The sequence below is a fragment of the Rhodoferax sp. XS2R6 genome (assembly GCF_056521365.1).
Genome location: NZ_JBWMAY010000004.1, coordinates 156,508 through 176,348, shown reverse-complemented (window position 1 = coordinate 176,348; position 19,841 = coordinate 156,508). Strand labels below are relative to the sequence as shown.

The window sequence follows — 19,841 nt, the reverse complement described above, 5'->3', positions numbered from 1 at the left end:
GCCATTACATTGAAGTGATTGCTTTCAAGCGTGCAAACAGCGGTGCGCCAAACACATTCACCAGCAACCCCGCCATGAGCAAGGCGCCGCCCGCAAAGTGAATCGGGCGCAGCGCCTCACCAAACACCAGCCAGCCTGTGCTCAGGCCCACGATGGGGACCAGCAGCGTGAACGGTGCTACGCGGTTGGTCGGGTAACGCGACATCAGGTGGGTCCACAAGCCGTAACCCAGGAGCGTGGCGGCCCAGGCCAGGTAAGCGATGGCGCCCAAGGCGGCCAGGTCGATGTGCTGCAGGGCCAGCACCATGGCGTCAGGCCCTTCCAGCCAAAACGAGAGCCCTAAAAACGGCAACGGTGGCACCAGGCTGGCCCAGACCACAAAGGCCAGTTGGTTCATGGGGCCGTAGCGGCCTACCGCGCGGGTAACGATGTTGCCGCAGGCCCACATGACCGCCGCCGCGATGGTGAGCAAAAAGCCCAACAGCGGCATGGACACACCATTCGCAGCACCGCTAGCGCTGCCAATCAACACCAGCCCCACGGCCGCCAGCAACAGGCCCGCCATTTGGTTAGCCTGCCAGCGCTCCTTGAGCCACCAGGCCGCCAGCAGCAGCGTAAAGAACGACTGCGACTGCAGCACCAACGAGGCCAGCCCGGAAGGCATGCCCACGTGGATGGCGCTGAACAAAAACGCAAACTGCCCCACCGAAATGGTGAGGCCGTAGGCCAGGTACAGGCGCAGCGGCACCTTGGGCGGCTTGAGAAACAGCAGCGCAGGGAATGCCGCCAACATGAAACGCAGCGCCCCCAGCAGCAGCGGCGGTATGCCCACCACGCCCACCTTAATGACCGCAAAGTTGACGCCCCAGACCAGAATGACCAGCAGGGCCAGCCCCAGGTCTTTGGGCCGCATGGGCAGGCCGGCGCTCATGTGGTGGCCGGTGCAGGCTGCGGTGGCGTCACACACCCCTGGGGTTTGAAGATGCGCTCGGTCGATGGCGGGTTGTTGAGCAGCTTGCCTGCCGGGCGCACGGGGCGGCGCACCAGCTCACCGCCGCAGTTGGGGCAGTTGCCTTGCAGGTGCGTATCGGCGCAATCCGCACAAAACGTACATTCAAACGAACAGATGCGGGCATTGGGGGCCGCAGGCGGCAGATCCACATTGCAGCATTCACAGTTGGGGCGCAGTTGCAGCATGGGGCTCTCCTTCAGGCGGCCAAACCGGCCAGGCAGGTATCTACATCGACGATGCGCGCAAAACGGTCCGCCAACACCAGCTCGGTGCGCGTGGTGATTTCTTCGGCGCTAAAGGTGCGGCCGCTGCCGGCGTGTGTCATGGGGAAGGTGAGTGTGGCCTCGGACACAAAGTCCACGTCGTAGCCCAGGTCCGCACCCACGCGGGCCGTGGTCTCGCAGCACTGCTCGGTGCGGATGCCGCTGATGATCAGTTTGGTCACGCCCTGGCGACGCAGCCACAGGTCCAGCCCGGTGTCGGTAAAGGCGTTGTGCGTGTGTTTGTCAAAACGCACCGCCGGGTCATCGGGCAACCAAGCCAAGGGTTTGACGAAGCCAGACTCTGGCAAGAAAGGCCCTGCACGACCTACGTGGTAGATGTGCACCACCGGCACATCGGCGGCGCGGGCACCAGCGTCCAGCTTCAACAAAGCTTTTTGGAAGGGGGCTTGGATGCCCTGCGACCAGAACGGCATCTGGGCGAAGGACTCCTGCACGTCAATGACGATAAGGGCGGCTTTGGGAGAAGGGGTGTGGGACATGGTTAGGTCGGTGGGGTTGACGATGACCTCATGCTAACGGAGCCCTCCAGGCAACGAAAGCACTGGCGCGGACCACAAGAGGACAAAAAATGCCAAGTTTTCGCATGCAAATGATTAGGGTAAATACTGTAAAACCGCGTTTTTGCAGGGAAATAGTCGCCCAAAGCTCTCTACTGCCGCCAAATCACCAGACAATGCCGCAAGTATTTTAAAAACAGGAGACAAATCCATGGCCCAAGCCAAACTCATCCTCGACTACGTTTACGACCATGAGGCCACGCTGGCCGACCAGGTCTACCTGACCCAACCCGTGGGGGGCGGCCAGGTCAAAGACTACACCTGGCGCCAGGTGATGGACGAGTCGCGCCGCATGGCCACGCACCTGAAGGCGCAGAACCTGGCGCCCGGCGCACGTATTGCCATCCTGTCCAAAAACTGCGCCCACTTCATCATGGCGGAACTGGCCATTTGGCTAGCCGGCGGCACCACGGTGGCCATCTTCCCCACCGAGACGGCCGACACCGTGCGCTACGTGCTGGAGCACAGCGAGGCCAGCCTGCTGTTTGTGGGCAAACTCGACACCTTTGACCAGCAGCTGCCCGGCATCCCGGACACGCTGCCCCGCATCGCCTTCCCCCTGGCACCCAAGAACAGCTACGAGAGCTGGGACGCCGTGGTCGCCCGCACCCAGCCCCTGCAAGGCAAAGTGGCACGCGCAGCGACCGACATTGGCATCCTGATGTACACCTCGGGCTCCACCGGCCAGCCCAAGGGTGTGATGCACAGCTTTGAGCGCATCACCGCGGCGGCCGAAGGCATCAACCGCGACACCAAGTCGCGCATTGGCGCAGATGTGAAAAACCGCATGCTTTCTTACCTGCCCTTGGCACACGTGTTTGAGCGTGCCTGGGTGGAAAGCGCATCGCTGGTCGATGGCAATACCCATTTGTTCTTCGCCGAGTCGCTGGAGACTTTTGTACAAGACCTGAACCGCGCCAAGCCCGTGACCTTTATCTCGGTGCCGCGGCTCTGGCTCAAGTTCCAGCAAGGCGTGTTTGCCAAAATGCCGCCCAAAAAGCTGGACCGCCTGCTCAGCATTCCCATCCTGGGCAAGATCGTCGGGCGCAAGGTGCTCAAGGGCCTGGGCCTGGACCACGCGTTGCTGGCGGGTAGCGGCTCTGCGCCCATTCCGGCTGAGCTGATTGCCTGGTACCGCCGCCTGGGGCTCAACCTCATTGAAGGCTACGCCATGACGGAGGACTTTGCCTACTCGCACAACTCCACCGACAAGGTGAACGCCCCCGGTTGTGTGGGCGTGCCGCTCAAGGGCGTGGAAGTGCGGCTGAGCGAGGACGGCGAGGTGTTGATCAAGTCGCCCGGCCAGTTTGTGGGTTACTACAAACGCCCCGACCTGGACGCTGAAGTCTTCACCGAAGACGGCTTCTTCCGCACCGGTGACAAGGGCGAACGCCGCGCCGACGGCCTGCTGCGCCTGACCGGCCGTGTGAAAGAGCTGTTCAAGACCTCCAAGGGCAAGTACGTGGCACCTGCGCCGATTGAAAACCGCATCAACGCCTGCCCGCTGATCGAGCTGAGCATGGTGTCGGGCGTGGGCCAGCCCTCGGCCTACGCCATGGTGGTGCTGGCCGAAACCGTGCGCCCCACGGTCAAGGACCCCGCCGTCAAAGCGCAGATCACCGCCGACCTGACCCAACTGCTCAAGGACGTGAACGCCGAACTGCCGGACTACGAAAGGTTGCAGATGCTGGTGATCGCCCCCGAACCTTGGTCGATCGAGAACGGCTTCCTGACCCCCACCATGAAAATCCGCCGGAACCGTATCGAAGCGGCCGTGGAAACCCAGCTGGGCAACTGGTACGCCGGCAAAGGCACGGTGCAGTGGGCCTGAGCGCCACCCACCTGCTTTTGGAGGGACAAGGGGCTTCGGCCCCTTTTTTGTGCCCAAAAATCAAGGACACGCGGCTTTACACAACTTCATCCGATTCCTATTGGGGTCATTGAACTTCCTTTTAGCACTCAACTCCTACGAGTGCTAATATGAAGTTTGAACACAAGGAGGTTCTGCATGTCCACACTGCTCGCTATGCCCCAAACTGCCCTGGCCCCGGCCAATCCGTGGTCGCTGGTGCCGCCGCTGGGGAACCTGGATGCCTATATTTCTGCCGCCAACCGCCTGCCCATGCTCACGCTGGAAGAAGAGCAGGAGTTTGCCCGCAAGTTCAAGAATGACAATGACCTTGAAGCTGCCGGTAAGTTAGTGCTCTCTCACTTGCGCTTGGTGGTGTCGGTGTCGCGCCAGTACCTGGGTTATGGCCTGCCCCACGGCGACCTGATCCAGGAGGGCAATGTGGGCCTGATGAAGGCCGTCAAGCGCTTCGACCCCGAACAGGGCGTGCGCCTGGTGAGCTACGCGCTGCACTGGATCAAGGCCGAAATCCACGAATACATCCTGAAGAACTGGCGCATGGTCAAGGTGGCCACCACCAAGGCCCAGCGCAAGCTGTTCTTCAACCTGCGCTCCATGAAGCAGCGTTTTAAAGGGGAAGATGCAGCTGCCGACCTGGACACCCACCGCGAGACACTGAACCCCGCACAGGTGGACGCGATGGCACGCGAGCTCAATGTAAAGCCCGAAGACGTGCTGGAGATGGAAACCCGTCTGTCCGGTGGCGATGTGCTGCTGGACCCCAGCCCCTCCGACGATGGTGAAGACGCGTTTGGCCCCATCGCCTACCTGACCGACACCAACCACGAGCCCGTGGCCATGATTGAGGCGCGCCAGCGCGATGTGCTGGCCACCGACGGCATTGCCACCGCACTGGCCAGTCTGGACGACCGCAGCCGCCGCATCGTGGAAGAACGCTGGCTCAAGGTGAACGACGACAGCTCGGGCGGCATGACGCTGCACGACCTGGCAGCCGAATATGGCGTGAGCGCCGAGCGCATCCGCCAGATCGAGGTGGCGGCCATGAAGAAGATGAAGACTGCCCTGGCCGCCTACGCCTGAGGCTACGTGCTTTTGGCGCAGCCCTGTGCTACGATATTTTCATGGCAACCCCACTGCACCAAGCGCTAGAAAATCTCAGCATTGCGGACAAGCGCGAGCTGGGTGAAGCCCTGATTGACAGTGCAGAGAGTGAGGCGTCTGCGCCTCTTATCACCGATGCTCAGCGAGCAGAACTTCGCGCGCGCTTGGCGCATCACCGGGCCAATCCTGATGAACCGGGCGTCACTTTGACTCAACTCAAAGCAAAGCTGACGTCAGCTACCCACTAGGCAGGCTCCAGGCCTGTTGCGCATGGCATTTTTGGTTGTATTCAAGCCGCTGGCGCAAGCGGAAATCTCCGAAGCCTTCCAGTGGTATGCGCAGCCTCACATCAAGATGGAAGAAGCGTTTCTGACCGAACTGGAGCACACCAGTGGCTTCGTTGGCAGCAATCCTTATCTGTATGTCAAGGCAGAAGGCGATATGCGGTGCGCACACTTGAATCGCTTCCCGTATTCCCTTTTTTATGTGGTGGACGGAGACACGGTCAACGTGTTGTCGTGTTTCCATCAATACCGCGACCCCAAATCCCGCACCGACCTACTGGGGTGAAATCTGCCGGACTACTCCCCCTTGTCCTCAAACTCTGCACTCTTAAATCGCAGAACCTTGCAGTTTTCCCTCACTGCTCGCTGCAAGCCATCATCAAAGCCCGTTGCTACCTCGGCTTGAATCTCAATGGACACTTTGACTTTCGCGTGCGGATAACGCGAAGTGAACTGCAGCACCACCTCATCCACCACATCCGCAAACTGCTTCTTGGCCTGGATGGGATCAAGTTCAATGCTTCCGTAAAAATGGTTCTTGGCAGAAGGCGCTGCTGAGGTCGAGCCTGGATTGACTCCACTGGGCCGCGATTCTTCAGCGCGTGGTGGGACTATCGTGCCTGCTGGGGTGTAACCGATGGCACCTGTTGCGGATGCCGCTTGCGCAGCTTCTTCTGCATCATTTTGTGCCTTAGCCCATATGGAGGCTGCGTGAGGCGCTATCAATAAAAGAGCATTGTCCAAAATCGGTGTGGTGCGCGTGCCGAAGCTGAACCCCACGTACCGTGTACCTTCCGCTTCCTGCTCCTTACCTTGCGCAAAACCAAAGAAGTCCTTGCTTTCTGCGCCAGCCGCCAGCGTGCGTTGGTAGGCCACGTCGTCCAGAATGCGTGGCAAATAGAGCTGCTGGCAGGTCTGCTGCCACACATTCAATGCGCTGGCCTCATTGACATCGTCTTTCCAAAACCAGTCTTTCAATACCTTGGCCAGATGGACAGGTGCCCACTCGGTGATCAGGAGCTCGTTGTCTTTCAGCACGCGCTCCATTTCCTGCGACAGATTGGGCGCGCCGGGATTCAGCGGGAACGGTTCCCACTGAATCTCCGACAGCCCGCCGCCTTTGCCGTTCATCGGGCTGCCGATTTGCATGGGTGCGATCAGCCATTTGTAGGTCTCGCGCACCATGCGGCGCAGGGCTTCGTTGGCGTCGTCATAGCTTGCACTGGCTTGCCGGGCCTGGAACTGGTCCAGGTTGAGCTTCATCTCCTGGATGTCGGCCACGATGGACTGCCACGCCAGCGTGGACCGCACCTGTTCGCGTAGCCGGTTCACGCTGTCAAAGTCGGCTGCCAGAAAGATTAAGCGGTTTTGCTTGAAGCGTGGCTGCTCGCCCCGGTGCTTCAGAAAGTCCGTCGCGCGCGCAGTCGCTGCGGCTGGGCTACTCCGGCTAAAGGCCGCATCCGGCGGCAACACCACCAGGCGCAGTTGCCAGTCGTCTGGCACATCGCCACTGCCGGTAAAGATGTGTATGCCACCAAACACGCTGGAAGCAAAGCTGCGTTGCATGCGCTCTCGAATGGCGGGGAACACGTCCTCCTTGTCCTGAAAGCGGCGCTTGCGCTCTTCCATCTCGCGGCGCAGATTGGGGCGCGTGTCAAACCAAAAACGGTTATTGCCACTGTTTAGATAGTGCAACCTGTCGCCCAAGCGGCGCAGCGCGTCCTTGTAAATGCCAATCTGCTGTCCTGGTTGCGCCACACCCAGCACAATGCGCTCCAGCTCTAGGCCGCGCACCATTTGGGTGGCGGTGGTAGGCGCGCTGCCAAGAAAAATAGTCCGCGCCGCGCGGCGGCAGGCCTGCACTGCGCCGAGACGTGTGTCCCGGCTTTCTATGTCGGTGGTTTCGGCGCGTTCGCCGTCCACGTCGCGCTCCACCACTGGGTCCCAACCCGGCGGCAGGTAATTGACCAGATCGTTGCGCGTCTCTGCATCCGCCAGCGGAAAGCTGCCCGGCATGATAAGCGGGTCTTTGTCGTTGTCATTCCACAGCCGGTGAATCACCTTGGCCATTAGCTTCAGCACACCGCGCGTGCGCTGAAAGTTGTCCAATGAAGACCAGTCTTCATACAGCCGGTCAAACACCTCAGGGTGAATCGGGTAGGCGCGCACCAAGCGGTCAAAGTAACGGCTCTCCTGCGTCTCGCGCGGCAGGTCGGCACTATTGGCCGTATAAAAATCGGCAAAGGCCCGACACACCGCTTCGGCAGCCAGCTGGTCGTTGATGGTGGCAAACAAACGGCGACGCACGATTTCAAACGCCTCTTCCGTGCCCACCGGCTTCCACAGCGCCTGCACCCGCCCAAAGTAATGCGACAGCGAGGCCAGCGCCTTCACGCCACGCTGGCTGCCCGCCTCCCGCTCCGACTCGGGCAGCGAAGCCAGCAGCACCGCCGTGGGCACAGCCTTCAACGCCTCGGTCAGTGCCTGCACAAAGCTCAGGTTGGAATCAAAAGTCCCCCCAGTCAGCGTCTTGCCCTCTTCAAACTGGCGCACATAGGCCACCAACTCGTCGATCAAGATCACGCAGGGCGCGTAGCGGGCCAGCAGCGTTTCCAGCACCGCCTTGCCAGGCGATGTACCTGAGGCATCCGCTTCCGCCACCAGCGCATAACCCTCAGCTTTACCCAGTTGCCAGGCCAGGTCGCCCCAGAGCGTACGAACGGCCTGCTTGCTTGCGCCGTCTTGTCGCTGAAGCGGTTGGTTGGGCGCGTACCCGTTTCCATCCAGCACTGCCATGCGCGCTCGCGGCAGCTCGGTCACCCCGGCTGCGTCCAGAATGGCGGGCACGCCCGGCAACTCGCTGGCCGGTGCCAGCCCCTGGGCCAAGTGGTACACCGCCAGCATGGTGTGCGTTTTTCCACCGCCAAACGCGGTTTGCAACTGAATCACTGGGTCGCCGCCCTTACCCACCAAGCGCTTCACCACAGAGTCCAGCAACAGACGCATACCCTCGGTGATGAAGGTGCGCTGGAAGAACAGGGCTGGGTTTTGGTATTCCGGTGTCGCCGTGCCTTCATGCACGCGCGACAGGTCAGCCGCAAACTCGGCTTGCTGAAAAGTGCCCTTGAGCACGTCTTCATGCGGTTCGGCGATTTCGCGCCAGGGTTTGAGTGTCATTTTTTCTCCCTCGGATTCAACAGCCTGCTGCAAGCAGGCGATCTGGTCGGTCTTTGAAATACATCTCGCCAGCCAAAATCACTTGGCTTAGCGTTTCAACTTCATGGCGAACCTTTGCATCCAAACATTGATCTAAATAAGCGCTTGCGCCCAGCTTGGGATTGACATTGCGCCGTAGCGTGCGCAGGCCTTCAGCCAATTGGCGCAGCGCCTCAATATCTGCAGACTCCAGCGGAATGTTCAGCGTGTGGTCCACCGTCATCGAACGGTTCAGATCGTTGTGGCTCAAATACTTGTTGCGCACATCTGCCAAGCCAGAGCCATCCCAAATCGCCCGAATCGTTTTCTCGTCGGCGTCGATGTTTGCATCCGCTGCTACCAATTGCTTCAGGCTAAGGTTTGTCAATTTCCCAGTGGCAGCCGGGTCCATCAATCGAGAAACACGCATCAGTAGCGACTCCATCAATGCCGTTTGCATCACGTGCGTCAACGTTGATGTATCCATGTGTAAAGCTTGCCAACCCTTGCCGTGCGGCTGGAAATACAGACCATTCACGGTTTCCCACAGCAATTGAATGCCGGTAATCTCTTGCTTGATGACCGTCCAGAGGTTCGCTGCTGTTGGCTGTGCAGTTGGTGTCGTAGCCATGTCCGCCCCTTACATATCCAGGGACGTCTGCGAACCGGCAATGCCTGCCTCACCCGCCGCCTGCTCAATGCTCTGCCACGCCGTCACCAACTCGTTGTAGGCCCGTGCTTCTTCGGCCCAGCCTTTGCGTTCGCACAGTGTGTAGAGGCGGTAGGCCAGCAGACGCATGGGGTCTGCGCGCTCGGGCATGCGGGCGAGTAAGGTGCCTGCTGCGGTTTCGCCATCCTGATTCAGCGCACGAATGAGCTGGTGCAGCGCCTCCCACACCGGTGTTTGGGCATCGCTTTCGGGGCTCCAGTCTTTGGCCAGTTCGGCCCAGCGCAGCAGGCGCAGGTTGCCGGCTGTGCTGTCCGCCACGCCGGCCTCTACTAGGCTGCCCACGCTGGTGCCCTTTGCACGGGCCAACACATCAGCATCGCCAAACTTGCCGGTGGCCCAGCCCTGCTGCTCAAACCAGGCCAGGCAGAACTGAGTGTCGTGGTCGAAGTCGTCCTCAGCAAAGAAGCGATTGATGAGCTGCAGCGCGGCGCGCACGCTCATAGGTGTGCCGTCGGCTTCCAGCACGGCGGCGTACTGGCTGAAGATGGCCATGCCGGGGCCGATGATGGCCTGACTCAAGTCCACCGGGTCTACAGGCGACACGGCACCACCGCTCAAATCCACGCCACCGCGCGTCATGTCCAGCAGCGCATCGGGCAACGCGGCATTAAGTTCGCGGATGAATTCGCGGCGGTTGATGGTGGTGGCATCGGCAGCACGCTGGCGGCAGACGAGAACGATGCTGGACGCCAGGGCGTTGGTACCCGAGCCAATCATGCGGTTACTCAACTCGGTGCGCATGGGCCAGGTGCCAGTCAGCGCAAAGCCGGCCTGCAACACAGCCTCCAGGAACGTCACCCAGCCGGTGCTGTGGGTGCCACTGTCGTCAGCGGTGTCGCTTTGCTTGAAGGCGTAGTAAATGGTGACTGGAAAGGCGGGATGTGCCTGCTCGGCCAGGTTGTGCATGGCCTGCGTCATGCCGCCCAAGAAAAAATTCTCGGCTTCCGTCTTGCCGCCATGGCGGTAGGGTGTCGCCACTAACTCCTCGGCCTTGGGAACGGCTACCGTGGCGTACAGACCGGGAAAGATGGGCTTGAGGCTACGGCGCAACCAGACATAGAAGAAGTCGGACAGGTCGGCGTAGCCGATATTGTCGTAATACGGCGGGTCAGTCGAGACGACCTTAGCTGCGCTGATGGTTTGCGTTTGGGCATCGCCCTGATCAGCAAAACCGTGAGCACGTGCAGGCATCAGTTGCAGAGCCTTGTACGCCCAATCTATTCCGCTGCTTACGTTGCCTGCTGAATCGGAGAAGGGATTAGTTTCCGCATAGTCCCAAGTCATGGGAATGGCTTGCCGACCAAATGTGTTACGAATCAGGTCTTTACTGGAATGCCAAGTACAAATCGACGACCAGTAATCCGATGCTTTGTCGATTGAAAACGCCAAATACACCCCCACAGCCTCCGCATACGCCGTGGCACCGCCGCCGCCAGCGTCCAGCCCACGTCCGTCGTCGGGCATTCCTGCGCCCAGAGCATCGGCGCGGACGCGGGCGATGGCTTCGGGCACCAGATCGGAAAACGTGGTCAGCGCAACGAGTTGGCGCGGGATGAAGAGGTCGCCCCACGTGGTCAGCCCATAAGGCGTGCAATTCCCGCCCGTCATGCGGGTGGGAATGTCGCCGCCTGGCTTCCAGGTAGGTGCTGCGGTCAGCGGAGTGGATTCTTGCTCGGGTGTAGGTGCCATATAAATGCGGCCACGCACCCCTTCTGCAACGATGGCCATCAGCCGTGCACCCATGCGCCCGCCCTTGCCTTCGGTCTTGATGTAGTCGCCACCAATGGGCGTACCGGAAAGCAGACACAGGAAGTTGGCACCACGGCCCTCCGCTTTAGTGCCGCCCTTCGCACCATCCGGCGGCGTTCCCGTACGCACCTCAAAACGGTAGCTATCGCCATCCACCACCGGCTGCACATAGGCTTCCTTGCCCACCTTGCTGGACAAAATGAACGTGCTGGCCAGCGGCACATCCACATGGCTGAAGGCCGGGTTGGGACTTTTAACCGTGCGCGCCCACAGCCAGGCGATGACGGTCAGTTCGTCCCCCGCCTTCAAGCCCGCCAGGCCTGCATTGACTGGCATTTCAGTGCCAAATTGGCCTCCAGCCCCAGCGGAATGTGCGTGAGCAGCTATTAATTCAGGAGTAACTACAAATTTGGGATACAGGTGGCCGATGCGCATTGCTGCTTGCTCACGCATCCACGCGCCATAGCGGCGCACGTCTTCGGCCAAGCCCTGCGCACCTTGCCACTGCTTGGTGAACATCTCCTGGCTGGCCTTGCCCTTGAGTTCGGGCGCTGGCCCCACCGGGGCCCGCCCGGCAAACTTGGGCGGAATCTCGATCATGGCTTTGTTGATGGTCACGGCCACGGGGTTCAGGTCGCTGGCATAACTCTCCAGCCCCAGGCGCTGCGCTTCTAGCGGTAGCGCACCACCACCGGCAAACGGATCGTGGAAGGCGGGCAAAACGTCGGGGTTGAACAGCGCTGCGGCCTGCGGGTGGGCCTTGTTCAGCTCACAGGTCTCGCGCCAGCTGCGGCGTATCTCTGCACGGGCGCGCTCCAGCACTTCTTCGTTGTTGGTGTTCTCCCACAGCACCAGGTCTTCGATGATCTTGAACAGGCGCTCGCGCTCTATGGCCGCCCTCTCTTTGTTCACCCCATAGCGAAAGCCGCCACCTTGCTGGTAGCCGGGGTCGTTGACCATCTGCGCAAAGATGACCGCCCGCGCCGCCGCCAACGGGCGGCGCGCCCACCACAGGTGCAGCGTACTGGGGTGGCCGTGGCGGATGGACTTCTCGCGGGCGCAGGCGGCGTTGATGGCGTCCAGCGGCAGGGCGACTTCGATGAGTTTCTTGGGGGTTTTGATGGGGTGCATGTTTCGCATGTGTCTCAGGCAGGTGGCACTGCGCGGGCCAGCAATTCGCTCAAATCCAGATTGATGCTGGTCACCGCCCAATCGGGCTCCTGCGCGAACGGCCGCGTGACGTAGAACGGCCCCTCATGGGTGTCCCCGTCCACCAGCACGATGGCCAAGATGAATTTGTCTTGCTGGTTGAGCGCGTAGAGGATTTCGTTGCGCGTCACCGTCACGGTGCTGGCACCTTTGGTGCGGCCTTTGACTTCGATGTGACGGGCCGGGGGCAGCTTGCCGTTTAACGCGGCGGGCTGGCTGGTCACGTCCCAGCCGCATTTCTGGGCGGACACGTCGCTGACTATGTGACCCAGTGCGCGCTCGGCGTTCATCACCGCGTGCATAGCTGCCCATTCGATGCGGCTGCGGGCAGCGGCATCGGCCGTCCACAATGCGGACGACTCGGGCGCACCGGCACGCTGGGCCAGCAGGCCCGCGGGGATGACAAGCGCGCCACCGGCCACCACTGGCGTGGCGGAGATGACATGGCGCTGGGCCATCAGCTCTTGCTCACGCGACTGGCGGCGGGCGGTCAGGTCGTCAATGGTGCGGCGCACGTTGTCCAGTGTCAGGCGCACGTCTTTGCCTGCGGCCAGGTCGTCGCCGAGCTTGATGTAGCGGTCGGACCAGTAGTTGATTTCCTTGACCAGGCGTTCGTGCACGGCGGCCAAGGTTTTGTCCACATGCTGTTCGCGGCGGGTGCGCACCTCGTCAAAGTGCTCGGGTACCAGGTGGGTGGAGGCGTGGGCCAGGGCCTGCTGCTCCAGTTGGTGCGATGCGCCGCCGTGCAGCCATGGGGCGGCCAGCACGTCTTGCACGCGGGCCAGTTCGTCCGCGCCTATGGGCTGCAAGTCCAGGTGCGGGGCCCAGCCAGCGCTGGTGGCCTGGCCTTCAGGGTCCAGGGCCACGAACTGCATACGCCGTGAGACGACATGCACAGGGTTGCTGCCTTCTTTAACCGAATGGTCGATCATGAACAGCACGTGAGGAGTGACGCCGGTGTCGCTGGGGTCCACCAGCACGGCACCTTGCTTGAGCTTGCTGCGGTGCTGCTCCAGCACCACGTCGGTCACCGACTGCATGAGCGGGTGGCCGGGGTGCATGAGGCTGGCCATGGGCGCGCCCACGCGGCCTGCCAGGCGCACATAGGTTTTCTCAAAACACACGCGCTCGTAGCGGCGCAGCACAGGGTCGGTGCTGCGGCGGTCGCGGCCCGTGATCTGGCGGTCTCGCTCCCGGATGGGGGCGGGCACGTGGGTTATCTCGAACCGGCCCGGTTCGCGGGCACGCAACTCGCCGCCGAGTTGCGCAAAGGCCTGGTGGAAGAAGGCGCGGATGAAGTAGGGCTGGAGCTTGCGGGCCTCGGCCTTGTCCATGTCGGAGCGTACGGCGTACAGGCGCTCGGCGCTCATCACCTCTTCGCACAGGGCGTTGCGCTGGATGATGGCTTGCAGGTGGGCGGTGTCCAGTGCGCCTTCAATCTTGGCAGTCAAGCGGGCGCGCACCTCGGGGTCTTCACCGTAACGAATGGCTTCGATCAGCAGGTCTTTGAGGCTTTTGTCTTCAAACACTTCGCCCAGAATGTCGAACACACGGCCACCCAGCGCGGCGCGCTCGACCTCCAGCTTTTCAAACAGGCGCTGGAAGACGTCGCCTTCGCGCGTCTCGGCGGCCACCATGTTCCACAGGTGGCACACCTCGGTCTGGCCAATGCGGTGGATGCGGCCAAAGCGCTGCTCCAGGCGGTTGGGGTTCCAAGGCAGGTCGTAATTAACCATGAGGTTGGCGTTTTGCAGATTGACGCCTTCGCCCGCCGCGTCGGTGGCCAGCAGCACGCGGGTGGTAGGGTCGTTGCGAAACAGCTCTTGCACCTTGCGCCGGTCTTCGCGCTTGACGCCGCCGTGGATCATGGTGATGGCGTCTTCAGCGCCGCCTGCAACGCCAAGAAGGCCGCGGATTTTGATGGCCAGGTAGTTCAGCGTGTCGCGGTGCTCAGTGAAGATGATGAGCTTGCGCTGGCGGCCACTGTCTTCGCGCATGGCGGGGGACTGCAGCAGGCTGGAGAGTTCGTCCCACTTGCGGTCTTGACCGGAGTGGACCAATTGCCGGGCCTGCTCTTCCAGGTCGGCAAGGATGATGATTTCGGCTTCCAGCTCGGCAATGGTCTGCGCGGCGGTGGCTTGGTCCACCACGGCTTCTTCAAAGTTTTCGTAGTCGTCGGGCGGCAGGGCGTCGCCAGACTCCCAGATGTCTTCCGTCGCGCCGAGGATGTTGAGCGCGTCTGTCAGCAACTGCCCGCGTGTATGGTCGTTGGTGCGGCCACGCTGTTGCAGTTTTTCGTCTTCGACACGGCGAGTGAGCTTGTTGCGGCGGCGTTGCAGAGAGCGGTAGATAGCTTCGGGGCTGGAGGCCAAGCGGCGCTGCAAGGCGGTGAGCGCAAAGCCGACCGTGCCTTTGCGCTGGCCGCCCAGTTTGTCGGCCCGGTTCATTTCTTGTTTGACGTAATCGGTAACGGCGGCATAAAGCGCCGCTTCGGCGATGGACAGCGTGTAGTTGGCCGTGATGGCGCGCCGGTCGGGGAAGAGCTTGGTGCCGTCAAAGCGCAGCATGTCTTCCTTGACGGTGCGGCGCATCAGGTCGGTCACATCCACCTTGTGCGCACCGGTTTTAGCGTCGCCGCGAAACTTGCCGTAGAAGCGGTCGGAGTCCAGCAGAGACATGAAGAGCTGAAAGTCTTCTTCCTTGCCGTTATGGGGCGTGGCCGTCATCAATAAAAAGTGGCGCGTGACGCTGCCCAGCAGCTCGCCCAGCAGAAAACGCTTGGTTTTGTTGACCTTGTTGCCAAAGTAGTTGGCCGACAGCTTGTGGGCTTCGTCCACCACGATCAAGTCCCACTGGCTGGCGCGCAGCTTGTCTTGTAGGTCTTCGTTGCGGGAGAGCTGGTCGACGCGTGCGACCATCAGGTCCACATCGTCAAAGGGGTTGCCACCGCGCGACTGCTCCACTTGCTCACGGCTGAACAAGGTGAAGTGCAGGCCGAATTTCTCGGCCATTTCGTCTTGCCACTGCTCTACCAAGCTGCCGGGGGCGACGATGAGTACGCGCTTGGCGTCGGCCCGCATCAGCAGTTCGCGGATCAGCAACCCGGCCATGATGGTTTTGCCTGCGCCGGGGTCATCTGCCAGCACATAGCGCAGGGGCTGGCGCGGCAACATGGATTCGTAGACGGCGGTGATCTGGTGCGGCAGGGGCTCCACGTTGGAGGTGTGCACGGCCATCATGGGATCGAACAAGTGCGCCAGGTGGATGCGGTAGGCCTCGACCGCCAGCTTGAAGGCCTCGCCCGGAGCGTCAAACGCCCAGGGGCGACCGGCTTCGGCCAGGGAGAGCTTGGCTTCGTCGGCGCGGAACAACATGCGCTCGCACAAAACGCCGTCGGCAGTCTTGTAGTAAACAGTGAGCGCGTCGTTACCCACAGGCTCGGTGGTGACGATGCGCACCACCTGGCCGGGTTCAATGCCAGCAATAGCTGCGTTTTTTTGGATGTGTTCCAGCGTGAGCATGGCAGCGGTGTTGACCTCCCTCTGGGCTGGCCAGAACCGGTCAACGTAATCATTAGTTACGTTTAAAACGTGACTATACCGTGCTGTTCCTAATGTGCTGAATTCGACGGATAGCGTAACCCCATGCAAAACGCAAAGACAATGTTTGCGGATCGGTTACGTGACGCGATGAAGGCCGCTGGCTATGAGGCCAAGCCGGCGGTGCTGGAGCGCGAGTTCAATACGCGTTACTGGGGCAAGCCCATGACCCTGCACGGAGTGCGGCGCTGGTTACGCGGTGAAACGATCCCCACGCACGACAAACTATTGGTTTTGGCAGAGTGGCTAGCGGTATCTCCACAGCAACTAGGATTTGGAGATGAGATTTACCGCAAAGTGGAGCAACGTCGAGCCCGATGGGACAGCGGCATTGGCTACCAAGACCAAGATCTTTTTGAGGCATTTCTGAAGTTGCCCATCCCCCAGCGCAAACTCATCCGCGAAGTCATATTGACGTTTGTAAAAGTCCACCAAGAGAAAGTAGCGGCAAACGACTCGGTATGAAACGCCTAGGCGCTTGCGCGACAATGCCCCTGCCGGCCCCCACCGCAGGGGCCTTTTTTATTCTGGAGACACCTCACCATGCAACGCCGCACGCTCACCATTGCTACACTTTCTATAGCTGCTTGCGCAATATCCACGGGGGCTTGGGCCCAAAAAACACCTCAAACTGCGGCCTGGCCGAGCAAGCCGCTGCGCATCATCGTGGGCTTTCCCGGCGGGTCATCGCCCGACCTGACGGCGCGCGCCTTTGCCGAGCCCCTGTCCAAGGCGCTGGGCCAGCCGGTGATTGTGGAAAACAAGGTGGGCGCGGCTGGCAATATTGCAGCCGATGCAGTGGCCAAGGCCACAGACGACCACACCATCGGGCTGATGATCAATGGCAATATGACGATTGCCAAGCTGCTCAACCCCAAGCTGAGTTACGACCCGCTGAAGGACCTGCAACCCATCAGCCTGCTCGGTGTGTCGCCCTTGGTACTGACAGCACCGGCCAACGCGCCCGGCAACAATGCCGCCGAGTTTTTGCAGGCCGCGCGTACCGCCGGCGACCGCTGGAACTACGGCACCCCCGGCATGGGCACCGTGGGCCACCTGGGCATGGAACTGCTCAAGTCGCAGGCCAAAATCGCCCCGGTGCATGTGCCCTACCCTGGTTACCCGCAGGTGGCCACGGCCATGATTGCCGGGGACCTGCACCTGAGCCTGCTGCCCCCGGCACTGGCCAACGCCCAAATCAAGGCCGGCAAGCTCAAGGCCATTGGTGTGACCGCCAGCGTACGCAGCCCGCTGGCGCCGGAGATTCCCAGCCTGTCCGAAGCTGGCGTGAAGAACTTCAACCTGGAGATCTGGAACGCCGTAGCCGCCCCCAACAGCCTGCCACCGGCGGCAGCGGCCAAGCTGGCCACACTGTTCAGTGAGATTGCGCGCAGCCCCGAGATGCGCCAAAAGCTGTTTCAGCAGGGCTGGACGGTGGTGGGCACCACGGCCGAAGGCCTGCGCCTGCGCGTGAAGTCTGACACCGCGTTGTTGGGCGGCATCATCGCCAGCCAGGGCGTCAAGTTCGACTGAACAAGACGCCAGCCACTATAAAAATAGGAGCTGCTAGCGCTTATTCCACGGGGGCTAGCAGCCTATTTGGCTCTTATTTTGCTCAGGAACTGCTTTTGAGCAGCTGGGCGATGTCGGACGCCAGCACCTTGGCACCGCTGCCATAACGCGTGAACAGGCGCAGATTGCCCTGCGGGTCGTAAATGTAGCTGCCCGCCGAGTGATCCATGGTGTAGCTGGTGGGGGTCTTACCCTCCACCTTTTTGTAATAGACCTTGTAATCCTTGGCCAGCACGGCCAGTTTCTCGGGCGTGGTGCTCAGGGCCAGGAAGCTGGGGTCGAAGTTGCCCATGTAGGCCTTGAGTACCTCGGGCGTATCGCGCTCCGGGTCCACCGTCACAAACAGGCCTTGCAGGCGGTCACCGTCTTTGCCCAGCAACTGCTTGACCTCGGCCAGCTCGGCCATGGAGGTGGGGCACACATCGGGGCACTGGGTAAAACCAAAGAACACCACCACCACCTTGCCTTTGAAATCGGTCAGGTGGCGCAGCTGGCCGTTGTGGTCGGTCAGCTCAAAGTCCTTGGCGTAGTTGGCACCGGTGACGTCTACCGAGGCGAACGAGGGCTTCTGCTCGGAACAGGCAGTCAAAACAGCCATAGCGCCCATGGACAGTGCGCCAGCAGCTATCGATTTAAGAGCAAAACGTTTATTCATGGCAGGGCTCACAGAAGGTAATGGTCTACCAGCAGTGCGGCAAATAACACGCTGAGGTGGATGAGGGAGAAGCGGAAAGTGGCACGCGCCAGTTCGTCAGAGTAGTTGCGCAGCAGGAGCACGGCATACCAGCAAAAGCCTGCGCTCAAGCCCAGCGCCACCACCAGGTAAAGCCAGGAGCTCATGCCATACACAAAGGGGAACACACAGGCCGCCGCCAGGATGATGGTGTAGAGCAGGATCTGCAGGCGTGTGAACTCGCTGCCATGTGTGACTGGCAACATGGGCAGGCCGGACTTGCGGTAGTCCTCTACCCGGTACAGGGCCAGCGCCCAGAAGTGCGGCGGCGTCCACAAGAAGATGATGAGGAACAGGATGAGCGCTTCGGGGCCCACGTCACCGGTCATGGCGGCCCAGCCCAGCACGGGCGGCATGGCGCCAGACGCACCGCCAATGACAATGTTTTGCGGTGTGAGCGGCTTGAGGATGACGGTGTAAACGACCGCGTAACCGACAAAGGTGGCAAAGGTCAGCCACATGGTGAGCGGGTTGACCCAGACATACAGAATGGCCGAACCGGCGGCGCACAGCAGAGCCGAGAAAATCAGGGTTTGCGTGTCGCTGAGCTCACCACGCGCCGTGGGGCGCCAGGCGGTGCGCTTCATCTTGGCGTCAATGCCTTTTTCCACAATGCAGTTAAATGCTGCGGCCGCACCCGCCACCAGGTAGATGCCCGCGCAGGCGATGGCGGCCAGGCCGATTTGCGGGAAGGTGGGCACACCAGGCACCGCCAGCACCATGCCGATGAGGGCACAGAAGACGATGAGCTGAATCACCCGGGGTTTGGTCAGCGCATGAAATTGGCGCAGCACCGAGAGGTTGGCCGTAGAAGCGTTCGCAGTCATTCCGTTTTTCCGTTCAAGGGGGGCTGGCCCGCCAGGGTCAAGGTCCACACCAGGGTTACCAGCAAAGCCCCCGCGCCCCCGGTGTGTAACACGGCCGCCAGCAGCGGCCAGTCCAGCACCACATTGCTCAGGCCTGTGGCCACTTGCAACAGCAACAAACCACCGAGCCAGCGCGCAGGCTTGCGCAGCGCCACCACTGCACGCAGGCGCCAGGCCAAACTGGTCAGCAACAGCACGGTGACCACGGCCAGCAGGCGGTGGGTGAAGTGAATCGCGGTGAGCGCCTGGAAGCTGATGTGGTCGCCATCCTGGCTCACGCCCAAAGGCCGCCAGAGCTCCAGCGCACCGGCAAAGTCCATGGCTGGCCACCAGGTACCCTGGCACATGGGGAATTCGGTACAAGCCAGCACCGCGTAATTGGTGCTGACCCAGGCGCCGGACGCGGCTTGTAACACCAGCATGGCCAGTGCGGCGGCGGCCCAGGGCTTGACCCAGGACGGCACTCCGGCAGCCACAATGCCGCCGTTGCGGACCACCTGCACGGTCAGCAGCGCCAGCAGCAGGTAGGCGCCCAGCAGGTGCAGGCTCACGATGGCGGGAAACAGTTTCATGGTCACCGTGAGCGCGCCAAACGCCCCCTGCACACAGACCCATACCAAGGTGAAGGTGGGCAGCCACGGACTCACGCGGTGTTGCTGCAAATAACTTTTGCGCCCCAGCCAGGCTGACACCGCCAACACCAGGATCAAACCGCCTACGCCCGTGGCCAGGTAGCGGTGCACCATCTCCACCCAGGCCTTGCCGTGGGTCACCGGGCCGGTGGGCATGGCCGCTTGCGCGGTGGCAATGGCGTCGCGGGCGCCCAGCGGGCTGGCACTGCCGTAACAGCCAGGCCAGTCGGGGCACCCCAGGCCGCTGTCGGTCAGGCGCGTGAAGGCGCCAAACAGCACCAGGTCAAACGTCAGAAACAAGGTGATGATGGTGAGCGCCTGGTAACGCCCCATGGGGCTGGTGCGCCGGTGGCGCAGCAGCACCCACAGCAGCGGCCCGGCAGCCAGCGCCACACCAACCAGCAACAGGCGCAGCAGGGGAGACAGGTCATACAAGGCAGTGGACATG

The 19,841-nt window shown here is 61.5% G+C and carries 16 protein-coding genes; 6 read left to right on the top strand and 10 right to left on the bottom strand.

The annotated features are described in order from the left end of the window. Positions 1-4 precede the first annotated feature (4 nt). From AC097A_RS14565 to AC097A_RS14555, 3 genes are read right to left on the bottom strand one after another with little or no spacing between them, the layout of a single operon-like run. Positions 5-913 (bottom strand): EamA family transporter, encoded by a 909-nt coding sequence (locus AC097A_RS14565; protein ID WP_479621601.1) that lies wholly within the window; start codon positions 911-913, stop codon positions 5-7. Between the two features lie 14 nt (positions 914-927). Further along, positions 928-1,197 (bottom strand): DUF1272 domain-containing protein, encoded by a 270-nt coding sequence (locus tag AC097A_RS14560; protein WP_479621397.1) that lies wholly within the window; start codon positions 1,195-1,197, stop codon positions 928-930. 11 nt (positions 1,198-1,208) lie between these two features. Next, complete coding sequence (locus tag AC097A_RS14555; protein ID WP_479621396.1) at positions 1,209-1,775, bottom strand: isochorismatase family protein; 567 nt, start codon at positions 1,773-1,775, stop codon at positions 1,209-1,211. A gap of 229 nt (positions 1,776-2,004) precedes the next feature. Here AC097A_RS14555 and AC097A_RS14550 point away from each other — a divergent pair, with 229 nt between their 5' ends. The 4 genes from AC097A_RS14550 to AC097A_RS14535 all read left to right on the top strand — a co-directional run bounded on the left by AC097A_RS14550 (position 2,005) and on the right by AC097A_RS14535 (position 5,394). Then, entirely contained in the window at positions 2,005-3,684 is a 1,680-nt protein-coding gene (locus AC097A_RS14550; RefSeq protein WP_479621395.1) for an AMP-binding protein, read from the top strand. Between the two features lie 177 nt (positions 3,685-3,861). After that, positions 3,862-4,803 carry an RNA polymerase sigma factor RpoH gene (rpoH, locus tag AC097A_RS14545; protein WP_315494895.1) on the top strand — a complete coding sequence of 314 codons (942 nt, stop codon included), beginning with the start codon at positions 3,862-3,864 and terminating at the stop codon, positions 4,801-4,803. A gap of 41 nt (positions 4,804-4,844) precedes the next feature. Continuing rightward, positions 4,845-5,072 carry an addiction module protein gene (locus AC097A_RS14540; RefSeq protein ID WP_479621394.1) on the top strand — a complete coding sequence of 76 codons (228 nt, stop codon included), beginning with the start codon at positions 4,845-4,847 and terminating at the stop codon, positions 5,070-5,072. A 22-nt stretch (positions 5,073-5,094) separates the two neighbouring features. Then, positions 5,095-5,394: a type II toxin-antitoxin system RelE/ParE family toxin gene (locus AC097A_RS14535; RefSeq protein ID WP_479621393.1), complete on the top strand. Its 300-nt coding sequence runs from the start codon at positions 5,095-5,097 to the stop codon at positions 5,392-5,394. 11 nt (positions 5,395-5,405) lie between these two features. Here AC097A_RS14535 and AC097A_RS14530 read toward each other — a convergent pair whose 3' ends face one another. Genes AC097A_RS14530 through AC097A_RS14515 form a run of 4 tightly spaced genes read right to left on the bottom strand, consistent with a single transcriptional unit; the run spans position 5,406 to position 15,512 of the window. After that, on the bottom strand, positions 5,406-8,285 hold the full coding sequence (locus AC097A_RS14530; protein WP_479621392.1) for an ATP-binding protein: 2,880 nt from the start codon (positions 8,283-8,285) through the stop codon (positions 5,406-5,408). A gap of 16 nt (positions 8,286-8,301) precedes the next feature. Then, on the bottom strand, positions 8,302-8,934 hold the full coding sequence (locus AC097A_RS14525; protein WP_479621391.1) for a hypothetical protein: 633 nt from the start codon (positions 8,932-8,934) through the stop codon (positions 8,302-8,304). A gap of 9 nt (positions 8,935-8,943) precedes the next feature. Continuing rightward, positions 8,944-11,913, bottom strand: coding sequence for a DUF1156 domain-containing protein (locus AC097A_RS14520; RefSeq protein WP_479621390.1), 2,970 nt, complete (start codon positions 11,911-11,913; stop codon positions 8,944-8,946). Positions 11,914-11,927: 14 nt separating this feature from the next. Further along, positions 11,928-15,512 (bottom strand): helicase-related protein, encoded by a 3,585-nt coding sequence (locus tag AC097A_RS14515; RefSeq protein WP_479621389.1) that lies wholly within the window; start codon positions 15,510-15,512, stop codon positions 11,928-11,930. 123 nt (positions 15,513-15,635) lie between these two features. Between AC097A_RS14515 and AC097A_RS14510 the strand changes: the two genes are divergently transcribed. After that, positions 15,636-16,055 (top strand): XRE family transcriptional regulator, encoded by a 420-nt coding sequence (locus AC097A_RS14510; protein ID WP_479621388.1) that lies wholly within the window; start codon positions 15,636-15,638, stop codon positions 16,053-16,055. 78 nt (positions 16,056-16,133) lie between these two features. Continuing rightward, positions 16,134-17,123, top strand: a complete 990-nt coding sequence (locus AC097A_RS14505; RefSeq protein WP_479621387.1) for a Bug family tripartite tricarboxylate transporter substrate binding protein — start codon at positions 16,134-16,136, stop codon at positions 17,121-17,123. Between the two features lie 82 nt (positions 17,124-17,205). Here the strand turns inward: AC097A_RS14505 and AC097A_RS14500 are convergent, their stop codons facing one another. Genes AC097A_RS14500 through AC097A_RS14490 form a run of 3 tightly spaced genes read right to left on the bottom strand, consistent with a single transcriptional unit; the run spans position 17,206 to position 19,840 of the window. Continuing rightward, positions 17,206-17,817, bottom strand: a complete 612-nt coding sequence (locus AC097A_RS14500; protein ID WP_479621386.1) for an SCO family protein — start codon at positions 17,815-17,817, stop codon at positions 17,206-17,208. 8 nt (positions 17,818-17,825) lie between these two features. Beyond that, the gene (gene cyoE / locus AC097A_RS14495) at positions 17,826-18,722 is read right to left on the bottom strand and encodes a heme o synthase (RefSeq protein ID WP_479621385.1); all 897 of its coding nucleotides are present in this window, start codon (positions 18,720-18,722) and stop codon (positions 17,826-17,828) included. Beyond that, a complete protein-coding gene (locus AC097A_RS14490; RefSeq protein WP_479621384.1) occupies positions 18,719-19,840 on the bottom strand; it encodes a COX15/CtaA family protein in 1,122 nt (373 codons plus the stop codon). Before AC097A_RS14490 ends, cyoE begins: the two co-directional genes overlap by 4 nt. Position 19,841 lies beyond the last annotated feature (1 nt).